The 19,885-nt window shown below is 65.9% G+C and carries 17 protein-coding genes; all 17 read right to left on the bottom strand.

Annotated features, from left to right (window positions below; all coding sequences use genetic code 11):
• Positions 1-2: 2 nt before the first annotated feature.
• Positions 3-1,337, bottom strand: coding sequence for a glycine-rich domain-containing protein (locus BST13_RS05860; RefSeq protein ID WP_083161608.1), 1,335 nt, complete (start codon positions 1,335-1,337; stop codon positions 3-5).
• Positions 1,337-3,718: a phage upper tail fiber protein gene (locus BST13_RS05855; RefSeq protein ID WP_083161606.1), complete on the bottom strand. Its 2,382-nt coding sequence runs from the start codon at positions 3,716-3,718 to the stop codon at positions 1,337-1,339. Before BST13_RS05855 ends, BST13_RS05860 begins: the two co-directional genes overlap by 1 nt.
• Positions 3,715-4,767: a hypothetical protein gene (locus BST13_RS05850; protein WP_083161604.1), complete on the bottom strand. Its 1,053-nt coding sequence runs from the start codon at positions 4,765-4,767 to the stop codon at positions 3,715-3,717. The genes BST13_RS05855 and BST13_RS05850 overlap by 4 nt, the downstream gene beginning before the upstream one ends.
• Positions 4,768-4,771: 4 nt before the next feature.
• On the bottom strand, positions 4,772-6,262 hold the full coding sequence (locus BST13_RS05845; protein ID WP_083161602.1) for a hypothetical protein: 1,491 nt from the start codon (positions 6,260-6,262) through the stop codon (positions 4,772-4,774).
• Positions 6,262-11,784: a hypothetical protein gene (locus tag BST13_RS05840; protein WP_083161600.1), complete on the bottom strand. Its 5,523-nt coding sequence runs from the start codon at positions 11,782-11,784 to the stop codon at positions 6,262-6,264. The genes BST13_RS05845 and BST13_RS05840 overlap by 1 nt, the downstream gene beginning before the upstream one ends.
• Before the next feature lie 25 nt (positions 11,785-11,809).
• The gene (locus BST13_RS05835; RefSeq protein ID WP_142282737.1) at positions 11,810-12,379 is read right to left on the bottom strand and encodes a hypothetical protein; all 570 of its coding nucleotides are present in this window, start codon (positions 12,377-12,379) and stop codon (positions 11,810-11,812) included.
• A 36-nt stretch (positions 12,380-12,415) separates the two neighbouring features.
• Complete coding sequence (locus BST13_RS05830) at positions 12,416-12,820, bottom strand: hypothetical protein (protein ID WP_083161596.1); 405 nt, start codon at positions 12,818-12,820, stop codon at positions 12,416-12,418.
• Positions 12,807-13,142 (bottom strand): hypothetical protein, encoded by a 336-nt coding sequence (locus tag BST13_RS05825; RefSeq protein ID WP_142282736.1) that lies wholly within the window; start codon positions 13,140-13,142, stop codon positions 12,807-12,809. The genes BST13_RS05830 and BST13_RS05825 overlap by 14 nt, the downstream gene beginning before the upstream one ends.
• A 25-nt stretch (positions 13,143-13,167) precedes the next feature.
• On the bottom strand, positions 13,168-13,698 hold the full coding sequence (locus BST13_RS05820) for a hypothetical protein (RefSeq protein WP_083161592.1): 531 nt from the start codon (positions 13,696-13,698) through the stop codon (positions 13,168-13,170).
• Positions 13,695-14,453, bottom strand: coding sequence for a hypothetical protein (locus tag BST13_RS05815; RefSeq protein ID WP_083161590.1), 759 nt, complete (start codon positions 14,451-14,453; stop codon positions 13,695-13,697). The genes BST13_RS05820 and BST13_RS05815 overlap by 4 nt, the downstream gene beginning before the upstream one ends.
• A 1-nt stretch (position 14,454) precedes the next feature.
• On the bottom strand, positions 14,455-15,945 hold the full coding sequence (locus BST13_RS05810; protein WP_142282735.1) for a glycosyl hydrolase family 28-related protein: 1,491 nt from the start codon (positions 15,943-15,945) through the stop codon (positions 14,455-14,457).
• Positions 15,946-16,034: 89 nt separating this feature from the next.
• The gene (locus BST13_RS05805) at positions 16,035-17,102 is read right to left on the bottom strand and encodes a hypothetical protein (protein WP_083161575.1); all 1,068 of its coding nucleotides are present in this window, start codon (positions 17,100-17,102) and stop codon (positions 16,035-16,037) included.
• A 252-nt stretch (positions 17,103-17,354) separates the two neighbouring features.
• Positions 17,355-17,690 carry a hypothetical protein gene (locus tag BST13_RS05800; protein WP_142282734.1) on the bottom strand — a complete coding sequence of 112 codons (336 nt, stop codon included), beginning with the start codon at positions 17,688-17,690 and terminating at the stop codon, positions 17,355-17,357.
• Positions 17,687-18,145 carry a hypothetical protein gene (locus BST13_RS05795; protein WP_083161571.1) on the bottom strand — a complete coding sequence of 153 codons (459 nt, stop codon included), beginning with the start codon at positions 18,143-18,145 and terminating at the stop codon, positions 17,687-17,689. Before BST13_RS05795 ends, BST13_RS05800 begins: the two co-directional genes overlap by 4 nt.
• A complete protein-coding gene (locus BST13_RS05790; protein WP_083161569.1) occupies positions 18,142-18,531 on the bottom strand; it encodes a phage holin in 390 nt (129 codons plus the stop codon). The genes BST13_RS05795 and BST13_RS05790 overlap by 4 nt, the downstream gene beginning before the upstream one ends.
• Positions 18,528-19,016: a hypothetical protein gene (locus BST13_RS05785; RefSeq protein ID WP_083161567.1), complete on the bottom strand. Its 489-nt coding sequence runs from the start codon at positions 19,014-19,016 to the stop codon at positions 18,528-18,530. The genes BST13_RS05790 and BST13_RS05785 overlap by 4 nt, the downstream gene beginning before the upstream one ends.
• 2 nt (positions 19,017-19,018) lie before the next feature.
• Positions 19,019-19,867 (bottom strand): hypothetical protein, encoded by an 849-nt coding sequence (locus BST13_RS05780; RefSeq protein ID WP_245839388.1) that lies wholly within the window; start codon positions 19,865-19,867, stop codon positions 19,019-19,021.
• Between the last annotated feature and the right edge of the window lie 18 nt (positions 19,868-19,885).

Raw genomic sequence — 19,885 nt, 5'->3', positions numbered from 1 at the left:
CCTCACACCTGGTATGCGTGGATGAACAGGCGACCGTCGCCGCCCTTGCCGCCGTCCTTGCCGGAAAAGAAGATCGAGCCGCCACCGCCGCCGCCAGAGCCGGGGCCGCCGTCGCCACCCACTGGATCGGTGAGGTTGATGTCGCCGCCGTAGAGGCCTCCCAGGCCGCCGATGTAGTCGTCATCGAGGTAGGAGTGGATGCCGGAGTTATCACCTCCAGTCGCTGTGCCGCCGTTGCTCGCCGTGGCTCCGAGCGCGACGAATCCGACTGTGGTGCAGGTGGTGTTGCCGCCGTTGCCGCTGTTGATCGCGCCGCCGGTCCCGACGACGCCGACGAGCGTGCCGCCGACCGGAACGTCGACACCGACGGTCAGCACGACGTCGTTCCACGCGCCGGCGCGTCCTCCAGCACCACCAGAGGTGGAGCCGCCTTTGTCTCCACCGCGGCCGCCGCCGAGCCCGGTGAGCCGGATCTTGTCACCATTGCGCAGCCAGGACGGCAGCGTCCAGGACCACGACCCGGCCAGGAACCTGCCCCAGTAGTGCCGCTTGTCGGTGAACGTGACACGCAGGTAGCCCGGGCCACCGACTTTTCCGGATCCGTCCACCGGGGTGCCCTGGATCTGGCCCGATCCCCCGCCACCACCGGCGCCGTAGCCCCGCCCGGCGGCACCACCGCCAGCTCCACCGCTGGGCTTACTGGCCTCGGGGACTGGGTCGGGTGATAGGTATGCGCCGCCGCTTTTGAACAGCGACGCGGCGCCCGCGGTGCCTGGGGTGTAGCTGACGTTTTTGTTGCTGTCGGTGCGCGCGGTACGCCCTTGGCCGCCACCGGCCGCACCGCCCAAGGTGTTGGCGCCCAATGATCCCGGTGCTGAGAAGCCATAGCCGATCCCGGAGATGGTCGGTGTCCCGCCGGCACTATTCGTCCCCGCGCCCGCATTGAGCTGGACGGCACCGGAGACGAAACTCGATGCGGTTCCCGGGGTTCCGACGATGGTGCTGAACAGTGGGCCGAGGTCTTCGATCGGGATGAAGAACCGGAGCCCCGCGGTTCCGATCGTGGCCGCCCCACCGCCGCCGTCACCGCCAGCAGCCACGACGTTGTTCTGCGACGGCATGACAGCGCCCGCCTTACCGGGCCCGCCGCCACCGGCCAACTCGACGATGACGCCCGCAGCCTCACTTGGCGTTTCGGCGTCGGTGAGGTTGGTGTTCTCGATGACGTACGGGAACGAGATCGGCGGCCAGATACGGTCACTGCCCAGGTAAACGGCGTCCTGCAGATCGTTGCCGACGTAGATGCTGGCGGCGGCGTCGCCGATGTAGATCGGCATCAGTTCTTCACCGCGTAGATCGTGTTGGGGTTCTTCGTCGGAATGGCAGCGTACTCAGCAGCGGTGCCCTTCCAAATGATCAGGTTGGTGGGCCCCGCCGCGGTCATACCCGCAACGACGCCGGACCCTGCCGATGCGCCACCGTCGAGCATGGACCAGGCAGAGATGGTGCCAGTGTCGTAGCTGGAATCTTTCTTGAGGCCAAGTCCGCACAGCCGGAAGCTGCTGCCCAGTTGGGTGATCGGCGCGATGTCGGTGGCTGAGGTGACGATGTCGTCGTTGACCGCGACGTGGAAGTAGCGCGGCTGCAGGGCGTTACCGCCCTTGAACGCCACACGGCAGCCGCCGGTGACTATGTCGGACTGATTGACGGTGGCCAGCACGGTGGTGGTGCCGGTGTTGTACGACATGATTCGCACACGGTCCCAGCCGATTTCGGCGATACACATGTTGTTCCCGGCGGCGTCGGATCGGCCGATGAGATAGATGAAGTTGTTGCCATCGGCGCCGAACCACCCGTGCGACGGGACCGTCGGCAGAACGACATTGACCTCGAACAGATCGGTCTGCAGGGGGCCGCCGTTGAACAGGTAGCGCTCATCGCCAGCGCTGCCCGACCACACCAACTTTCCGCCCGAGGTGACGATGCCGCCGGATCCCTGGTCGAAGACCTTGGTGAACATCGACGGCGGGGCACCGGCATTCACATACTCGCTGAAGTTGATGATCTCCGACGACGCGGCCGGATCCAGGCCAGCCAGTTGCGATTGCACATTGAGGACTGCGGCGTTCGCGCCCGCCGTTGCTTGGCGCAGACCGGTCAACTGCGCGAGCGCATCGAGAAAGTTGAACCCGGAGCCACCCAAGCCACCGGCTCCCTGGGTGACCGCATCGACTGCCTGCTGAAGCGCGTCACCGATGCTCGTCGCACCGCCGATGCCGGCCACGCCGTTCGACGGCACCTGGCCATTGAGCTTCGTGGGGTCGAAAAGCCCACCGAAGGTGAGGAACTGTGTCTTGCTGCCCGTGCCAGTAATCCAGTCCTTGGCCTGCTGCAACGCCGAAGTGATCGGTGTGACAGCGTGCCCGGCGATGATCTCGATTAGCTGGGTGGCCTGGGTGTTGAGGTCCGGCAGGCCCGTGATGCGGGTCATGTCCAGCATCCCGATCACCGTCGCGGGCGCGTTGGCCAGTGCGTCACGCAGGTTGCCCCACTGATTCGTGAGCCAGTCATCCCAATCGGAGATGCCGAGTTTGTCGGCCAGGGAGTCGAGAGCGTTTTGCGCGTTGGCGAACGCATCCTCGGCGGCGTTCTGTAGGTCCGATAGCCCGTCCTGGAAGTCGAGCAGTTTGTCTGCCAGGCTGCCCATCGCGGGGATACCGAGCGCGCCCAGTCCGGCGTTGACGGTGGCCTCGATCCATCCGAGCAACGACTGGAGATCGGCAGGCAGATCCTTGACGTAGTCCTGCAGGAAGCTGCCGGTCTTGCGGGACTCGGCATCGTCGAACTTCACTGTGCCCGCAGTGGCGGTGGCCATCACGGTCAGTTCAACGGTCACGATCACCGCGGTGGCCGGCACGGTGTAGGTGCCGCTGAGCGTCGTGCCCCACCCGTTGGTGCCGCCGCTGTTACCCGACGGACTGGCCACCGACGCCACCATGGTGGGGGCGCCGCCGATCATCACGCCGCTCGCGTCGTAGGCGACGACGTTGAGCCGGATCGCGTCGCTGCCGGCCAACGCCGTCAGGCCAACCCATTTCACCGCCACCGACAGGTTGAGCTTGTCGTCCTTGGCGACCTGGATGTCGTTGCTGTAGATGACATGTGAGGTGCCGTCGGCCGTTGTGACGGCACAGCCGGGCTTGCTTCGGCCGTCGGTGGCATCGTGGGTCCAGTCAGGCAGGCCCAGCAGGGTGTCGCCGGTGTCGAACCCGCCGTCGAGGATCAGGTTGCGGTTGATGTCGCGAATATGCGTCAGCGGGATCAGTGGGATCCGGTCAGCGCTGATCGGGCCGCCGAGCTCGATACGGAAGAAATCGGACAAGCTTTTGAGTGCGTCAACCGGGTTCAGCTGGCCGGTGAGCTTCTCGTAAAGCTCCTGCCACGCCGACGTTTTCGCCTCGTTGATAACCTCTTCGCGATCGGTGCTCGTGAACCCGCGCAGGCTCCCCAGGTCGACCGACACCGGGCCCGCCGGGTTGTCCAGGTCGACGGACTGACCGGGCCGCGTCGCGATCAGTTTCCCGTCGACAGAATTGATCACCCAGTCCGACACCCGCAGTGACCGGGGGTTCTCGAGCACATCGAGCCGACGCGAAATCTGCCGCGCCCATTCCTGATCGGTGCGCGGCGGACGCTGCAGGGTCGCGACGCCGCTCACGGCTGACGTCCCCGCTGCGCCTGCTGGTCAAGCTCCACCAGCTCGGGCAGATCGTCGTTCACCGACTCCAGGTCGATCCCGACGGTCACGCCGCTCGACGAGCAGTTCACCGTCACCCCAGCCAGTTCCATGGTCGACAACAGCCCGTACGCCTCCACATTCAGCCGCACCGACGGCACCAGCAGTTGCATGGAGATTGGCGTGTCACGGTGCAGCGACGCACCCGGCGGCACCTTGATGGCGTCACGGATGACCCCGTTGTAACGGGCGTACTTGTATGCCTCCCGATCGGTGTTGGACACCCCGAACATCGAGTCGATGTTCACGATGCTCTGCAGGCTCAGCCCACCCATTTCGACTCGGCCGCGTGACACCGCGTCCGCGGCGCGCAGCAGCACATCGTTCGAGGTGTTGGCGCCGTCGCGGATCACCGACAGTCCGCCGTCAACGAAGTCGTCCTCGCTCAGCGTCGCGACCGCTTCGAACTTCGCCGGGCCGAGCAGTGGAATGCCGGCCACCACCGACCAGTACAGGCCGCGGTCGGTCAGGTCCTTGATGACGTTGTCGGTCATCGCGGTGTCTGCGGTGCAGGAGAATTCGAACCGGTCACCACGCGGGTCGGGCCGCGAGATCGGTTTGATGTTCAGGCCGTGGTGGTCGATCGCCGCGTCCCACAGTTCCCGCGCGACCTCGGCCGGGTCGGCGGCGTCCCACCGTTTCGTCAGCGGGCAGCGTGTGCGGCCCAGCAGCGAGCTCGCGTCGCGCGCCGAGAGGGCCAGCCAGTCGCGACCCTGCTCGGCGGACTGGATCGGGCCGGACCAATAGAGTTCGCGGCCCTGACCGTCCCACACGTCCACCCAGTGCATCCAGGGCGTGATGTCTGGGATCCGCACATAGCCGGCCTTCGGTGGAACACCCAGGTTGCAGATCGACACTTCGCGCAGCTCCCGGGTCCACTTCAACTGCGAGTAGCCGCTGGACAGGAACTGGTAGAGCTGCTTGCCGCTGGCGGTGCGGACCGACACGATCTGCTCATCCGACACGATCACGGCTCTATGCCTCCCGGTCGGTCAGCACCATGTCGACCTCGAATTCAGCCGTGCTGGGGGCCTGAACGATGAAGTCCCAGCAGCCTTCCCGGTCGATCACCGGCGGCCGCCACGGCGCACCGTTCGGGGTTCCGACCACGCCGATCACCGCGCGGGTCCGTTCGTCGTAGTGCGCCCAATACCGGCCGGTGATGCCGTCGAGCACCAGTTCCGCCCCGGCCGGCAGACCGGAGATCTGCAGAGGAAAGCGGTTGTCCTCGCAGCGGATGTCCGAGCCGCATTCGCGCCAGAACGCCTGCAACGTCAGGGATGTCTCGCCGGTGTTGCGGATGATCGTCGTCACCACGGTCTCTCGGCAGCGGAACGCGTAATCCATCGTGGGCACGCGGAAGCTGTACTTGTCGATCTCCCCGACGGGCAGGCAGCCGCCGCACACCGGTGGCGGCGTGGTGATCGCGGCGATCTCTTCCGGTGCGCAGTCGGTGGAGAACATGACGGGCATGTCGACGCACGTCTCCGGCTTCTCGCAGTCGGCGGCGTGAATCCAGTTGATCGACTGGCGGGTGATCTCGTCCCAATCCACCGGCACCGAGATGCCGGGCAGGTAGGCGTATGGGCTCAGAACGGTCATCTCCCAGGAGATCCGGTAGAGGGTGGCCTGTTGGTGCTGGCGGGGCTCTGTGTTGACCTCCTCGACGATCGTGGGGGCTTTCGTCAGGACAACGCCGTGCACCTCACGCACCAGGCCGGCCGGGTCGACCGCGGAGTGCGACGGTGACGCTGCCAGGTACCGCAGCGTGCTGGTGGTGTTGTCCGTGGTGTCGCGCAGTAGGCACGACAGCCACTGCAGCCCGTACTCCACGCCGGCGTGGGTGCAGGCGATCAGCAGCGCCTCGAACGTCAGCGTGCGGGCTGTGTCGCGGCTCGGTCCGGCCGCTGAGCCCGGCCCTGCCATCGGGGTGATGGACCGCTCCACCGGTGTCGGGCCCAGGCCGTCGAGGCGTGTCAGCCACACACCGCCGAACTCGCCCGACTCCGGCAGTTGGGTGGTGTACCACGGCGCCAACTCAGGCCGATACTCCGTGTCACCCAGGAACTCCCGCAGACCTGGCCAGGTGTCGTCGTAGACCACCATGGTGGAGCATGACGAACAGATCGCCGCGGGCCCCCAGCAGGTGCCGTCGACGTCGAACAGGCCGGGCCCGTAGCGGCGAGCACCGTTGGGCGGCGTCAGCAACCCGGGCAACACCTCGACAGAGCTGTCGGGAATCTCGAACATGCCCGGGTAGTCGACGGACTCGACCAACGCGCACGGCCCGCCGCCGGGGTTCAGGTCATCATCGGGATACACGTCCCCGCCGGGATACGTGGCCCCCGAGTCGGTGATGAAGATCCCGACGTCGCTGGTCGGTGTCTCGGCGCCCAGGTGGGCGATCAGCCGTGAGGTGTTGGCGATCTCGACACCGTTGAGTCCGATCCATCCTCTGTAGGCCATCAGCTCATCAACTCCAGTAGCGAGTCGCGGACGCGGCGGCCGGCTTCGGGTCCGCCGTCAACGTGAATCTGGGCCTGCACCAACGTCTGGCCGGACTGACCACCACCGCCGTTGCGTTCGAGCGCCGACACCATGCGCGCGAACAGGGCAGTCTGCTCAGGGTTCAGCACCCGCTCAGGTCGGATCGTCGCCTTCGGCATCATGCCAACCCCGTTGGCGACACCGCCGTTGTCGAACGACGCGCCGCCGACGATCGCGGCCAACGGTGCGAACAATCCCGACAGTCCGCCGGTGAGTGCGCCGATCATCGCCAACGGCATCGCCAGCGCCGCGTTGATCGGCGCCGCGATGAGGTTCTCCATCATGGCGCCACCGAAAATGCCGGTCATCACGCCGGGGAACGATGACTGCAGGCTCTCGGCAGTGATGTTGATCAGCTGCTCGCTGATCGCCAACGCGAAGTCGGTGCCGACCTCGGCAGCGATGTCCACACCAGCCGAACCGGCCGACGAAATCAGCGACGACACCACGCTGCCTGCGCCCGGGGCCTGACTGTTGACCGCCGCGCCGGCGGCCGATGCGCCAGCGTTGATGGCGGCGTTGGCGACCGCCTTGCTCAGCGGGACGATGACCTTTTCGATGATGTACTTGATCAGCGCCTGGATGACGATCTTGAGGATCCGGATGCGTTCCTGCGCAGCGATTTCCTCGCTCGACTGCGACCGGTCCATCAAGGCGCTCGTGTCGTTGAGCAGGCGACCCGACGCGTCGAATGCCTGGAAATCCCCACGGAACTTGCGGAATTCGTCGGTCATCTCGTTGAGGGTGTCGCGGGCCTCGATCTGCACACCGAGCACCTGCAGCAGCACCCGCACGAGCAGGTTTACGATCGCGCCGAGGATTGGGACCTGGGACACCCCAAAGAACTCCGCGCCCACGGTGTCGTTCACGATGACACCGCCACCCGTGGCGAACCCGGGGGCATTGTGCAACGCGCGGCGGAACGCGTAGACACCTGCGTGACCGCCCATCGCGTTCACGTCGTCGACGGTGAGCATGTGCTCGCCGGGCATGGCCATGATGGGCACCGAGTCCTTGCCCGGCACACCGCCCCAGATCGGGCCGCCCGTGGCCTTGCCGGCTGCGGCCTGCACACCGTTGACGGCGTCGGCGGCCAGGCTCGTGCCGGTGGAGTTGCTCGGGATGGCCGACCTGACAGCGTCGGCGATTGGCGGGGCCGCGGCCTGGCCCATCGCGGTGCCGATCGCCGCGCTCACACTGTCTTTCAGACCCTCGAGCGCGTTCTGCACACCGGTCTTGACGATCGGCTCCAGCGCCTCGTCGTTGAGCTTCTTGTTGGTCTGCTCGATCACGCCAACCAACTGCTCACGCATGGCTACCAGTTGAGCGTTGAGATTACTGAACGTGCGGTCCAGCAGCGACGACGTATCGGAGAACACCCGCCCGGTGGAGTCGAACGCCGGGCCGTCGTTCTTCATAACGTCGCCGCCGTCGCCGCCCTGGCGGGTGAAGTCCTCCACATTGAGGCCGAGCGCCTTCGCCAGTGCGAGCGGGTTACGCTCCCGCACCAGCTTGTTCAGCTCAGCGTAGGTGGCGTTCTTCGTGTTCCACGGTTCCTGGCCAAGGCCGGCGACGGCGCTCATCGCATCGCCGGTCACGTTGGCTGCTGCTTGGCCGCCGCCCTGGCCGAGCGCGTCGAGGATCGACCCGCCCAGGCCGGTCAACTTGCCGTCGAAGTTGGTGACGTACACGGGCACCACACCGCCCGCGCCACCCAGCCCAGCAGTTGACAGACCCATGGGCACAGCGCCATTCACCGGCAGTGACCAATGTTCGGTGAACTGCTTGTCACCCGCGCCCGCTGCGTTGCCGCCGTATGTTGCGCCCTGGCCCGTACCGCCGCCGGACTCGAAGTTCACACCGTTGGGCAGGGTCGCCGCCATGTGCCCCGAGTTGAAACCGATCTGCAGAGTGCCCGGGATCAGGCCGGGCGTCGCACCGAGCGACTTGAGCACGCTGGCGGCGTCAGCCGTGGAGAACAATCGCTCGGGCCCAGCCTGGCCCTTCGTGATCAGCTCCACCAGATCGGACACCGCACCGGAGCAATCGGACAGGCCCTTGGCGAGATCGGAAGCTCCCCAGCTGTACTGACCGCCGCTCGTCTGCTGAGCAAAAGCACTGACCGCGTCCATGGGCAACCCGGACATGGGCACACCCGTCAGGCCCGCAACGTTCGCGTAGCCGCCCCGCGCGCTGGTGGATCGGCCGGGTCCCTTGGCCAGCTTGTCGCGGAACGTCTGCAGTGAGCTGATCAGGCTGCTGTTCGAACTGTCGAGTGTGCCGGTGTATCCGCCGCCGCCGACCACCTGCGTGACCAGGTCGGCGATCGCGTCGCCGCCGAGCGCGCCCTTTTTCTTGTTCCGCGCCGTCGTGATCGCCTTTACAACAGGATCATTCGCGTCGAGTCCCAGACCGGTGAGGTCGGCACCGAGCTGGCCGGACTTCGCGAACGCCGCCAGCACCGCCGCATACTTCGCGAAGTCCGCGCCACCACCCGGCAGGCCAGCAGCGGTCATGATGGGGTTCGGCAGGATGCCGCCCTGCGCCACGGTCAGCGTCGCCGGGTCGGCGCCCAGCCACTTCTCTGGGTCCCCGCCGAGCGCCTGAATCGCGGCCGCGGCTGCCTCATAGCCGCGGTGACGCGGCTTGATCGGAGTGCCGAATGGGCCGAGCTGCTGGCCGGTGGCCCCGGCCTTGTCGACCGCGGTGCTCATGTTGCTGGTGTTCGCGGCCGTCGCCGCCAGAGGGTTACTGGCCGTGCCGCCCTTGCCGGCCAACAGATCCCGTATCTGAGTCAGCAGCCCCAGCACGGTGGTGTCCTCGGGCAGTCCCGGCATTCCGCCGACCACACCGCCGTCGGCGTAGCCGCTGCGCGAGATGCCATTGCGGAACGACGAGTTCAGGTTGTACAGCCACGCCGGGCCCAGGGCACGCATGGCCTCCGGGATGATGACGCCCTCACCGCCGGACATCGGCACCAGCATGTTGTCCACGCCCGGCGAATAGCCAGGCAGCACACCACCATCGGCGCGACCGCCCTTCGGGACCGTGGTGTCACCAGGGAAAGCCGGAATGAAGCCTGGGGTACGGAGCTGCGACGGGTCGATCGGGTTGCCGTTCGGATCCCGGAACACCACCCGCACGGTGACGTTTCCGTCCGGCAGCTTCTGCACCTCGTAGCCGAGGTCCTTGACCCGCTGGATCGCCTCGGGGGTGTCCTCTTTGAGCACCACCTGGCCATCGGGCAACGTCTTGATGTCGTTGGCCAGCAGCTCGGTGTTCTTCCGCGCGTTGGCTGCTTGCTCCGCAATCTGCGCGAATGTCGCGTCCGCATTGGCGGGGTCGACGCCGGGGATCTGAAACTTGCCGTCCTTGACGTCCTGCAGCATCTGGTCGTAAAGCAGCGACCCTTTCTCAGGCATGCCCAGGTTGGCCGGATCGGAAGCGTTGGGGAGCCGACCCAGATCGGGGTAGAACTTCTGGACGGTGGCCTGGTCCTTGACCTCCTGCGGCACGTTCGGATCGCCCTGCAACTTCACGTACTCGTTGTCGGACTTGATCTTCTCGACCAGCATGGTGATCGTCGTGAACAGCGCAGTGAGCCCCAGCGTGACGGGATTGAACGCAGAGGCGAACCCCGTCGCCGAACCCTTTGCCTTGCCCGGCATTCCGTCGAGCAGGCCGCCCATGTTCGTCAGATGGCCGATGACGTCGGTGATGCCGGTGATGGTCTTCCACGCCAGGAATGCCGTCACAACACCCTGGATCCCGCCCGGCATGCCGGCCAACACGCCAGTGACGGCCTGGAGTATCGGCAGCAGCACATCACCCCACTGCTTCATCCCGTCGTAGACGCCACCCAGAATCGGGCCGAGGTTCTTGAGGATCTCCCCCCACTTCGCCAGCTGCTCTTTGCCCTCGCGGAAGAACTCGGTGAGCTTGGTCTGTCCCTCGGTGCTGGTCAGGAATGTGTGCAGGTTGGTGGTGGCATCCTCCAGCCATTTCAGGAACCCGCCGTCACCGCCAGCCGCGGTGGTGAGGTCGTTGAGGATCTTGCCGATGCTCAGGAACGTCTCACCGAGATGGCTGGCCGCGTCGATACCTTCGTTGATCCACTTGTCGAGGTTGCCGTTTTCGACCGACTTGGTGATCCAGTTGTCGAACCGGGTGGTGAGCCCCTTGAACCCATCAGCGAGACGCGGTAGGAAATCGCTCGACTCTGATGTGAGCGTGCCGATCCCGTGGATCAGCGGTTCGATCGCCGCGTTGGCCCGGGTCTGCGCCTCTGCAGTGTTGCCGAAAATCTTGTCCAGGAACGACTGTGTCGAGTCGAGCCCAGCGACGCGGCCGAGTTCCTTGAACGTTGCGTTCCACGTCCTACTGACGCCTCCGAGCCCCTTCTCGAGGGTCGGCATCGTCTTGTTGGCCAGGTCGGTGAATGTCTGGTCGATGCCGTCGAACATGTTCTGCTGCACGATGTCCCGTTGCAGACGCTCGACCTGCGGCTGGACCGCCACGATAGCCTTGACGGTCGCTTTCGCCGAGTCGGCGAGGTCCTTTTGCGCCTCGACGGCTTTCAGGAGGTCCTTCGGGTCGCCAGACTTCGCCGCGGCCCACGCGGTGGTAACCGCGTCGGACAGGCCCAGGAAACCGAGCTTGGCGGTGCCGACGGAGGACACGATGCCGCCGATGATGCCGGGCACCAGGCCGCCGACTTGGATGAGCTGTTGAACGGCGCCAGTGAGGTTCACGACCGCCGTCGCGGCCGCGGGAAGGCCGCTGGCGCCGAGCGCGATGGTGTTCAGACCTAGTGGGCTGGTGAAGAATCCGCCGCGTCCGCCGTGCCACTGCACACCGCCCCGACCACCGCCGCCACCGCGACCGCCGCCGCCGGCAGCCGCCTGGGCCGCGGCCTGGCGCGCTGCTGATTCCTCTGCGGCGCGCGCCAACCGCGCGTAGTCGCGGACCTGGCTGTCCGTCGACGCTTTCGATTGCGCTGCCGCGCGCAGCAACTCGGTGGTGTGTGTCGCTTCCGCCCGTGCCAGCCGCTTCTGCGCAGCCTCAGCCTGCGGCGACTTGCGGCCGAAAATGTCGATCGCGGCGTTCAGCTCGTTCTGCGCCTCAGTCACGCTGCGCGTCGAGTTCGCCAGCCCGTCGTTGGCCGCCTTCTGCCGCTTGGCCGCCGGCGCAGCACGATCCGTCGCTTTCGACACGTCGTCGACCGACTTGGCCACGGCTTCATTCGCCGCGACCTGCTTGGCAGCGGACTTTTCGGCCTCCCGCGCCAGCTGCTGATAGTCGCGCTCAACCTCATCGAGCCGGCGTTGGATGTCCGCCAGCACCGGCCCCAACGCGCTCTGGATCTCGCGCAGCGTCTCAGCCGGTATCGCCGACCCGTCGATCTTCAGGTCAAGCTTGATCGATCCGACGGGCGTGGTCACCGGGTCAAGCTAGCGAGACAGGGTGCTACGCCTTGGCTTTCCCGCTCTGCACCGCCAGCAGCGCCTCAGCGTCCTTCACGGCGCGCTTGCCGCCGATCTCCGCGATTCTCTTGAGCAAGTCACCCCACACGCCGCCCACCACGCTGGTGTAAGCCTCGTCGTCGGGGTCTGACATGCGCTCGAGGACCCGCTCGATGCTCTCCTGCGAGATGTGCCGCTTGACGAACTTCACCGTGAGGTCGGCCTGGAATTCTGGACTGCACTGCTGGCCAGCTTGGAACAGCGCGGTGAGCGCGTTCTGGTGTGGCACACGGAAGGCCAGCATGTCGCCGTTGTAGTTGAGCCAGTCGTAGTTCCATTCGGACTGGTGCACCCACTTCCCGTCGGCTGCGGGTTCGTCGTCGACCACGACCACTTCGGCGTCGTGAACGGTGGCCTCGTCGACGGCGTGAAGCTCCGACGGCAGCGGTTCCGGCTCAACGACGACTTCGGGTTCGGGGTCGACAACGACGGCGACGTCCTGCTCAACGACAGGCGACGCGGCCGGGACAACGGTGTCGGTCAGTTCAGTTCCATCCGAGGCATAGGTAGGCATGCCGAGCATGGTGCTGCGGCGTGGTGCAAACCCGTGTCAGCGTTCGCGGGATGCGATGCGCAGCCCAGCATTACGCAGGAACGGCCGTGCCTTCGTGCCCGGGTGACGTACCAGCTTCGCGAACACGGTGCGGCCACCGATCTGGAATCGCAGCGCCTGCGCGTTGCGGGGCCGGATCAGGTGCGGTCGGCTGCCCTCGTGGACCGGGGCCGCGTATTTCGCCAGGGCGTGGACACTGCCATTCACGGTGCGGGGCCCGGTGAAACGGATCTGCCCCTCACCGATCGTCTGCCCCAGGTGCCCGGTGTCGACCGGGACGTCAGCGCGCGCCTGGTTGGCGATACGCCGCTGCAGCGACGCCATACGGCGCCGCTCGAACGTCCGCACCTGGTCGTTGAGCTCGCGTTCATCGAGCTCGACGTGCGCTCTAACCGTCGCCATTGGACGGCCGGCGCGACCGGCGGGCCTTCGGCTCATCCTCGGCGGCCGGCTCGTCGATCGACGGCTCGGTTACTGGCGCGAAATCGCCAGTCGGCAGCGGTGTCACGCCGCTGGGATCGCTTTCCGTCACACCGGTGTGGTCGGCAGGCTCCGGGGCTTCCTCGTCGCCGTAGGCCACGGTGTCGGGCTCATCAAGGTCGCCCGCCACCACGATGGCGCCGCCGATCGCCACGAGCTTGCGGATGTCTTCGGTCACCTCGACGGTGCGTCGCACACCGCGGGGCAGCCAATCAGTCGGGGTAACACTGCCTTCGATAGTCACGTGATGCGCCACAGCACAACCTCTCTCAGAGTTGGACGTAGGCCATTCCGGTCCACGCGATGATGCCGCCGGCCGGCCCGTACGGCGCCACGGTATCGGTGGCCACTGCACGGTCCGGGCCGCGTAGACGTCGGGTGACGGCCTGCAACGTCTGTTCGATGCGCCACGAGTCGTCGAGGCTCATGATTGCCTCGTCGTCGAGGGTGTCCCAGTCGGGTTCGGCGTCCATCGTGGTGCACCGGCCGACGCCGATCTCCACGGCCAGCACGCGGATCGGCTGGACGGTGCAGTCAGCCGCGTTCCCTGTGAATGGATCCGGAAATGTCCGGGGTAGCGAGTGGTACCGGTGCGCGGCCCGCACCCACAGGAACGGTGCATCGCAGTCGTCGCCAGCGTTCCACGCGGGGAGCGCGCCGTCGCCTGCGAAGAACCGCACTGTGGCGCTGCCGCCGCCGTCGGGTGGGCACGGTCCCGCGGGGTCGAATCCCTGCCGCAATCCCTTGGTGAAGGCGGCGATGACCTCCACTGCCGGGTCGACACACTGTGGGCTGCTCACAGCACCTCCGGGGCCTCGGCCAGACGGTTCGGGTTCACCGCGGCCAACCACAGGTCAACCTCGGCCAGACCTGTCTTGCCGTTGGCGTAGATGTCGCGCGGGTCGTACACCTCGTAGGTGACCCCCTGGCGCGACACATTGCGAACATTGCGGGGCAGTCGGCATTTCCCGCCACCGCACGCGGCCAGGAATTCCTTGGCCAGCAGGCCACCGAGGCGGTCGACACCCGCCGGGACGGGGTTACCGCGCGTGTAGGTCACCGACCACGTGCTGGACTCGCCCAGGGGCCGGCCGAGGTCTTGACGTGGCCACGATGCGCCCTTGCGGTACAGGACGTTTCCCTCCAGCTGGTACTCACTAGGGTCGAGAGCCACGCCGTCAATGGTCACCGCGGTGATCTCGTCGACCGGTCCGGGCAGGTGCACCACGCGGGGCCCGCTGAGTGTGCAGCTTCCGATGCAGCCGCACGGCCAGTTGAACCAATGGCCCTCGTCGAGGGTCAAGACAAACGGTTGCGCCCAGGGCATTTCGTATCCGGAAAGGCTCACGTTGATCGGGCAGGGCCGCACGGTCGTTTCCCACACACCGAACTGCCGTCCGGACAACGCCCACAGCACCTGCACCGCCAGGTCTTCGGCGCCGTTGCGTTGTGCCAGCGCGACGTCGTAGGCGGCTTGCTCGTCGGCGGTCGGGGTGTCCGGCAGCACCGGAAGCTCTGGCAAGCAGGTGCGGTCGATCGGCCAGACAAAGGGCATGTCAGTAGCCAGCCGTGTTCGCGATGGTCCCTGCCCACTTGGCGGCCGCCGCGTCGTACCGGTACGTGCACACGTGGGTCTTTCCTGCAACGGTGGTGGTGAGCAGTGTTCCGACGAAACTGGCTCCGTGCGTGATGGCCTGCGCGGTGCCGTTGTCCTTGAACCGAATCGTCAGTTCTTGTCCGTCCCGCGGGGTTCCGGTGACCGTGATGCCGGTGATTGGCACAGCCAGCGCGGTGAGGTTCAGCTGATCGGTGGTGTCGCAGTTGATCGACGGGGTAGCGCTGGACGCGACGGACGCGGTGCGCGGTGCGCGCGTCGCGATCTCATCGTGGAAGATCGCCGCGTCGGTCGAGTCGCCGCCGGTCCGGCGCGCCGTGGTCTGTCCGAGATCCATGTGGTTGATCAGCGCGGAACTGTTGGTAGCAGAACCGAAGTCGATCGCGGGCCGCGACGGAGTGGTGCGAGTGTTGGAGTTGTCCACCCAGTTGTTGACGACGAGTTTCGACGTGCCGAACATGCGGAACACCGGATTCGACGCAGACCCCGAAAACGTGTTGAAACGCGCCGTCCCGGAGTTGATCACGGCCCGCGAGTTCGACAGGTACATCAGGGCCGCGCCGTTAAAGCTGGAGGTGATCTTCTCGAAATGCAGATCGTTGACCACGAGGTTGTTCACCCGGATCAGACCGAAAACATCTGTGGTGTTGACGGTTCCGTGCTCGATATTCAGCTGGTTGAAGACCACCTCGTCCCAATCACGCAGCCGGATCGCATACGACGAGCATGCGGTGCCGTCGGAACTGTTGCCGAGGTACGTGTTGTTGAAGACGCATCCGGTCGCGTACGCACCGACATCATTGCCGCCGGTGAAGTCAATCGCAGAAATGCTGTAGGACGTAATGTCCATACCAAAGAACTGGCTCGAGAACAGGCCAGCCACTGTATTGATCGCCGGGTTCATCGCCATCGGAATGGCACAGTTCACGAACCGCAGGTCGTAGAACTGCGAGGCGAAGCACGAGCCGACGGCGTCGTCACCGAACGCCATACCGATCCCGGAGGTCTGGGCGCTGGTCTGTTGCGACGCGAACCGGAGACCGAGACCACCGATGTGCTGATGCTCGCCTGCGACCTTCACCACTGGAATGTTGTTCGTGGCCTGCAGGATCTGCGACAGCCGCGATCCATCGGTGACCACCACAAGGTCGTTGACCATCCAGTCCAGCGTGCTGGTGATCTTGTAGGTGCCCTTCGGGATGTACAGCGGCAGGCCCGCTGCTACGGCCGCAGCCTTGGCGTTGTTGAGCGCCGTTGTGTCGTCGGTGGTGCCGTCACCCTTTGCCCCGTACGCCCGGGCTTTGACGTTCACGAACGACGTCAGCTCCATAAAAGCGTCGCCAACACCTTGCTCGATCCGATTCAGCTCAGCAGCGGTGATCGGCGTCGACCTGTCCGGGCTGTCATGCCAAGTCTTCGGGGTGAAAGTCACGCGGCGCTCCGATCAACCGTGGGGAAGGTGAAAGACCCTGGGCGGGTGGCACCCCCAAAGCAGTGAGTGCCACCCACGACCAGAACTGCCTACAGGGGCGTGACGGTCACAGTGCCGCCGGTCAGGCCCGTGCTGTCCGCGGTCAGCGCAGGCAGCGACGGATCCAGCGTGACGGTGTAGTTCCCCGCAGTACCGACCACCTGCACTTGGCCGACCTCGACGTTGGACAGTGCCTCGATCGCCGACTGCACAGCGGAGGCCAGTGCCGTGTGTGCGATGTTCGCCGACGGGACGGTGCCGATCTTCGCCTTCCAGTTGCCGGTGCCGGAGACGGCCACGGTGTACTTCTTGCCGTTGCAGATCGGCTGCGGCGGAGCGACATCCGCGGCCGGCTCGGACGCCGGGCCACCGAAGTAGTAGTTCGGCGCCGCGAACACCGACGAGATGTTCAGCTCGCACGCGCCGTCGGTCGGCTTGGGCGGCTCGACGGGCGTGCGGAAGAACAGCAGGTGGTTGTCGTCTTCCTTGCTGTACGCCGGGACCAGCAGGCGGCCTGGGGTGCCGTTGCTGTCGATCGCGGCGACGTTGTAGGGGCCGCGACCCCAGTTCTTCGGCGCGATGGTCCGGCCGCTGATGGTGAACGTCGACACCGCGGCCTCGACGGGGATTGCTCCCGACACGAACTCGGAGCCGGCGAACGCCAGGTAGCCGTACTGCTTTCCAGTCGATGCCGCGGAGAAAATCGAATCGTCGGTCGGGGGCGGGCAATCGTCGTCACCCTCACCACCGGTCCAGACCTCGAACATGACACCGGTATCGGCATCGACAGACTTGCGGTCGCGGACACCGATCGGGTTGCCGTCGTAATCGAGCACCCGAGCCCACGAAAGCACCATCGACCACAGATCCGGGTCGACGCCACAGAGCTGCAGTTCGGTGTTCCACCAACGACGCTCGGGCGGGGTGCGGTCAGACACGCATTCCTTGCCGGCCGCGTTCTCCTGCGTCAGCTCGTTGGCGTCCTTCATGTTCGGGTCCAGGTTGACCCGAATGAACCCGTCGGTGACGATGCGGTTCGCAAGGCCCGGCAGCGGGGTGCCACAGCGGTCCACCTTCGTCGCGCGAAGTGAGAGTCCTTTTACGACTGCGAATGCCATGAGCTGGCCTTCCTCCTGCTATCAGGCGCTTCGCGCCGGTCGGTATCCGAGGCTGCGCCGAACAGTAAGAGCAGTGGGTGCACCAGCAATCCGAGTGGAACCACCGGTGCTGGCGCTGCGTCTAACCCTGCATGGGAGACATCGAAACGATCCACGCGGAGCTCCGCGTTCTCGCCGCCTACCGGGGCGCCTGCGCCGCCGACGGCTGGCCAGTGCGCTCCAGCAGCGCGGTAGACCAGCTGCTCGACGAACTCACCGATCAGCGCGAATCTCGTCGAGGCGATCGAGATACGGGTCCACCTCACGCGCCGACGCGCCATGATTGCGCAGCGCATCAACCAGATCGAAAACCAGGTCGATCAGGTTGCTCTTGATACGGCGCTCCACGATGAGATCGTCGCGGATGCCAGAGTTGACCTCGTTGGCCCGGGTCATCGCTGCGCCCATGAATTTGTCGTACTCGACGCCGGCCTCACCGGTGGCGCGAAGACGTTGCGCCCTCTTGGTGTTCAGCCATGCCAGCCCCTTGGCGACTGCCGCGAGACCGGTCCCGGTTGCGAACAACTGTCCGAGGAATTCCCAATTCACCGTGTCACCCACGCCAGCCTGGCGCGGATCAGCATCGTTAGGGCAATCAGCCCGTAGACCAGTACGGACGGCCAGGATTCCGGCGCATCGTAGGCCAGTGCATCCACGATGAACGAACTGGAGAACATGCCAAACAGGATGGACAGCAACGTAAGTGACACGGCGAGCAGCCGCGACATCGACCTGTGGAACGCCCACAGTGTCGACAGCCCGAAGATGAGGAACGCGGCACCCCAACTCTCCGGCGAGCCGGGCACCTCCAACGCAGTGGTGTAGGTGCCCTCGTAGCCTTCGAAGCTCCACGCATCCTGGCCCAGCCAGAACGTCATCAGCCCGTAGCCGATGGCCAGCAACGCCAGCAGCATCGTCTGACTGCCGATGAATACGGTGCGGTGCTGCTCGTGGACCTCGACGTCGTGGGCGGCCTTCGCCAGTTCCCGCTCCGACTCGGTCATCGCACCAAGTCGGAGTCTCGCTGCACCGTCTTCGCCGCGGCGGTCGTGATGCCAAAGGCGTACGCCACCGACGCGGTGATCGCCGCCCACCGGACGTCGTTCACCAGTCCATAGAACATCAGCACGCTGCCGAGCGGACCGGTGACGGCGTACAGCACGACCCGCCACGTCGAAGTGGCGTAGATGAGCGCGAACACCAGGGTGACCACCGAAATGACCAGTTGCGTCCACAGTGCCGCCTCCTGTTGCTCCAGCAGGCCGAATGCGGCCAGAAACGCGACTGTGGCACCTGCGATGCGGTACCAGGCTTCGCGCGCCGACTCAGGGATCAGCGCGCGAATCCGGTCCAGCACACCGGGGCCTTGGACGACCGGAAGCGGTGTCATGCCGTTGCCTTACCGATGGCGTCGAGCACCGCGGCCTTGTTCTTGAATTCACGAGTGTCGATGCCCGTCACCGCCTGGGCGTAAGCGTCGAGTTCCGAACGGGTCCAGTCGTCGGCCGGCTCACCATCCGGCCACGCCTTCGGCAGGACATCCTCCCCGGACGTACCCAGCACGGGCAGAGACCCATCCGGCAGCGGCCCACCCTCAACGAACACCGTGTCGGGAACCGAGTCGCCGTCAGGAATTTCGACGTCGCCAACGACGGCGTCCTCCACGTCGGCTTCGTCGAGCAGTCCGGCCTCGCGGGCATTGCCCTCGGGCACCACATACACGGCGCGCGGTCCCGACCTGGTCAGCTTCTCGATTGCCTCGGGAGGTGTCCCGATCTCGAACAGCTTCGCCAGCGCAGGGCCACGCTTGGCCTTGTCGACGAAATCGATCGTGGCGAAACCATTCTCAACCACAACCAGCACACCAGCAGGCATGACTATCCTCCGCTCGGGAAATTCGCACTACCAGGGAAATTCAGCAGTCCAGGGAAGCCGTCGCCAGCGACCGGCGCCGTCACCTTGACAGCAGCCACCAGCTCCTCGTAGCCAACGACAAGGCTCCGTTCAGCGACCGCCACAAACTCGTTGAACCCCGCTGTGGGGGCGTCGCGCAGCACCACCGGGCCTCGCCAACCAAACGTCGGCGACGTCGCCACCAGAGTCGAACCCAGACCATCGACGTAGCCGCCACCAAACACCCACTGGTGTCCAAGGGGCGTCACCAGCTTGCTGCCGTTGTAGCGCACCAGATTCGCGTACGCCGCGAACGCCGCCCACTCCGCTGATGCGTGAATCTGGCCGACCGTGTTGGTCTTCGCCAACAGCCCCTCCAGGAATGCCACGGCGGCCACCACGCCCGCGGCGGTGCCCGCCGTGCCGGCGTCGGCCAGCATTCGAGTGGCCAGTTTGGCTTCAACCGCGTTGGGTTCCTGCAGCCGGTGCACCTGCTGTGCTCGTACACGGACCTCGTCGCGGCTCCGCTGCGTCACATCGCACTCGTCCGACGCCCACGAGGTGAACGCAGTGAACGTGTCCGGAAACTCCGGCCGGACACCGCGTTTGGCGTCCGTCTCGGGATCGAGATCGTCCTCCGACACACACCACGGGTGTTCCCACACACCGAACTGCGCTCCGCCACCGTAGTTGAACACCCGGATGTCGACACCGGACGCCAACCAGCGCAGCGGCCCATCCTCGTCCGTCCACTGGGTCGCGCCGAACAAACCGTTCGGCGCCGGGTTGACCAGCGGAGCGTCGAACACCACCGGAGAAAATGCAGTGGTCATGGCGTGCGGTCCTCTCTA

This window comes from Mycobacterium aquaticum (assembly GCF_002086485.1).
Taxonomy (GTDB): Bacteria; Actinomycetota; Actinomycetes; order Mycobacteriales; family Mycobacteriaceae; genus Mycobacterium; species Mycobacterium aquaticum.
The sequence above is the reverse complement of the archived record's forward strand: the minus strand, read 5'-3'. Positions and strand labels throughout refer to the sequence as shown.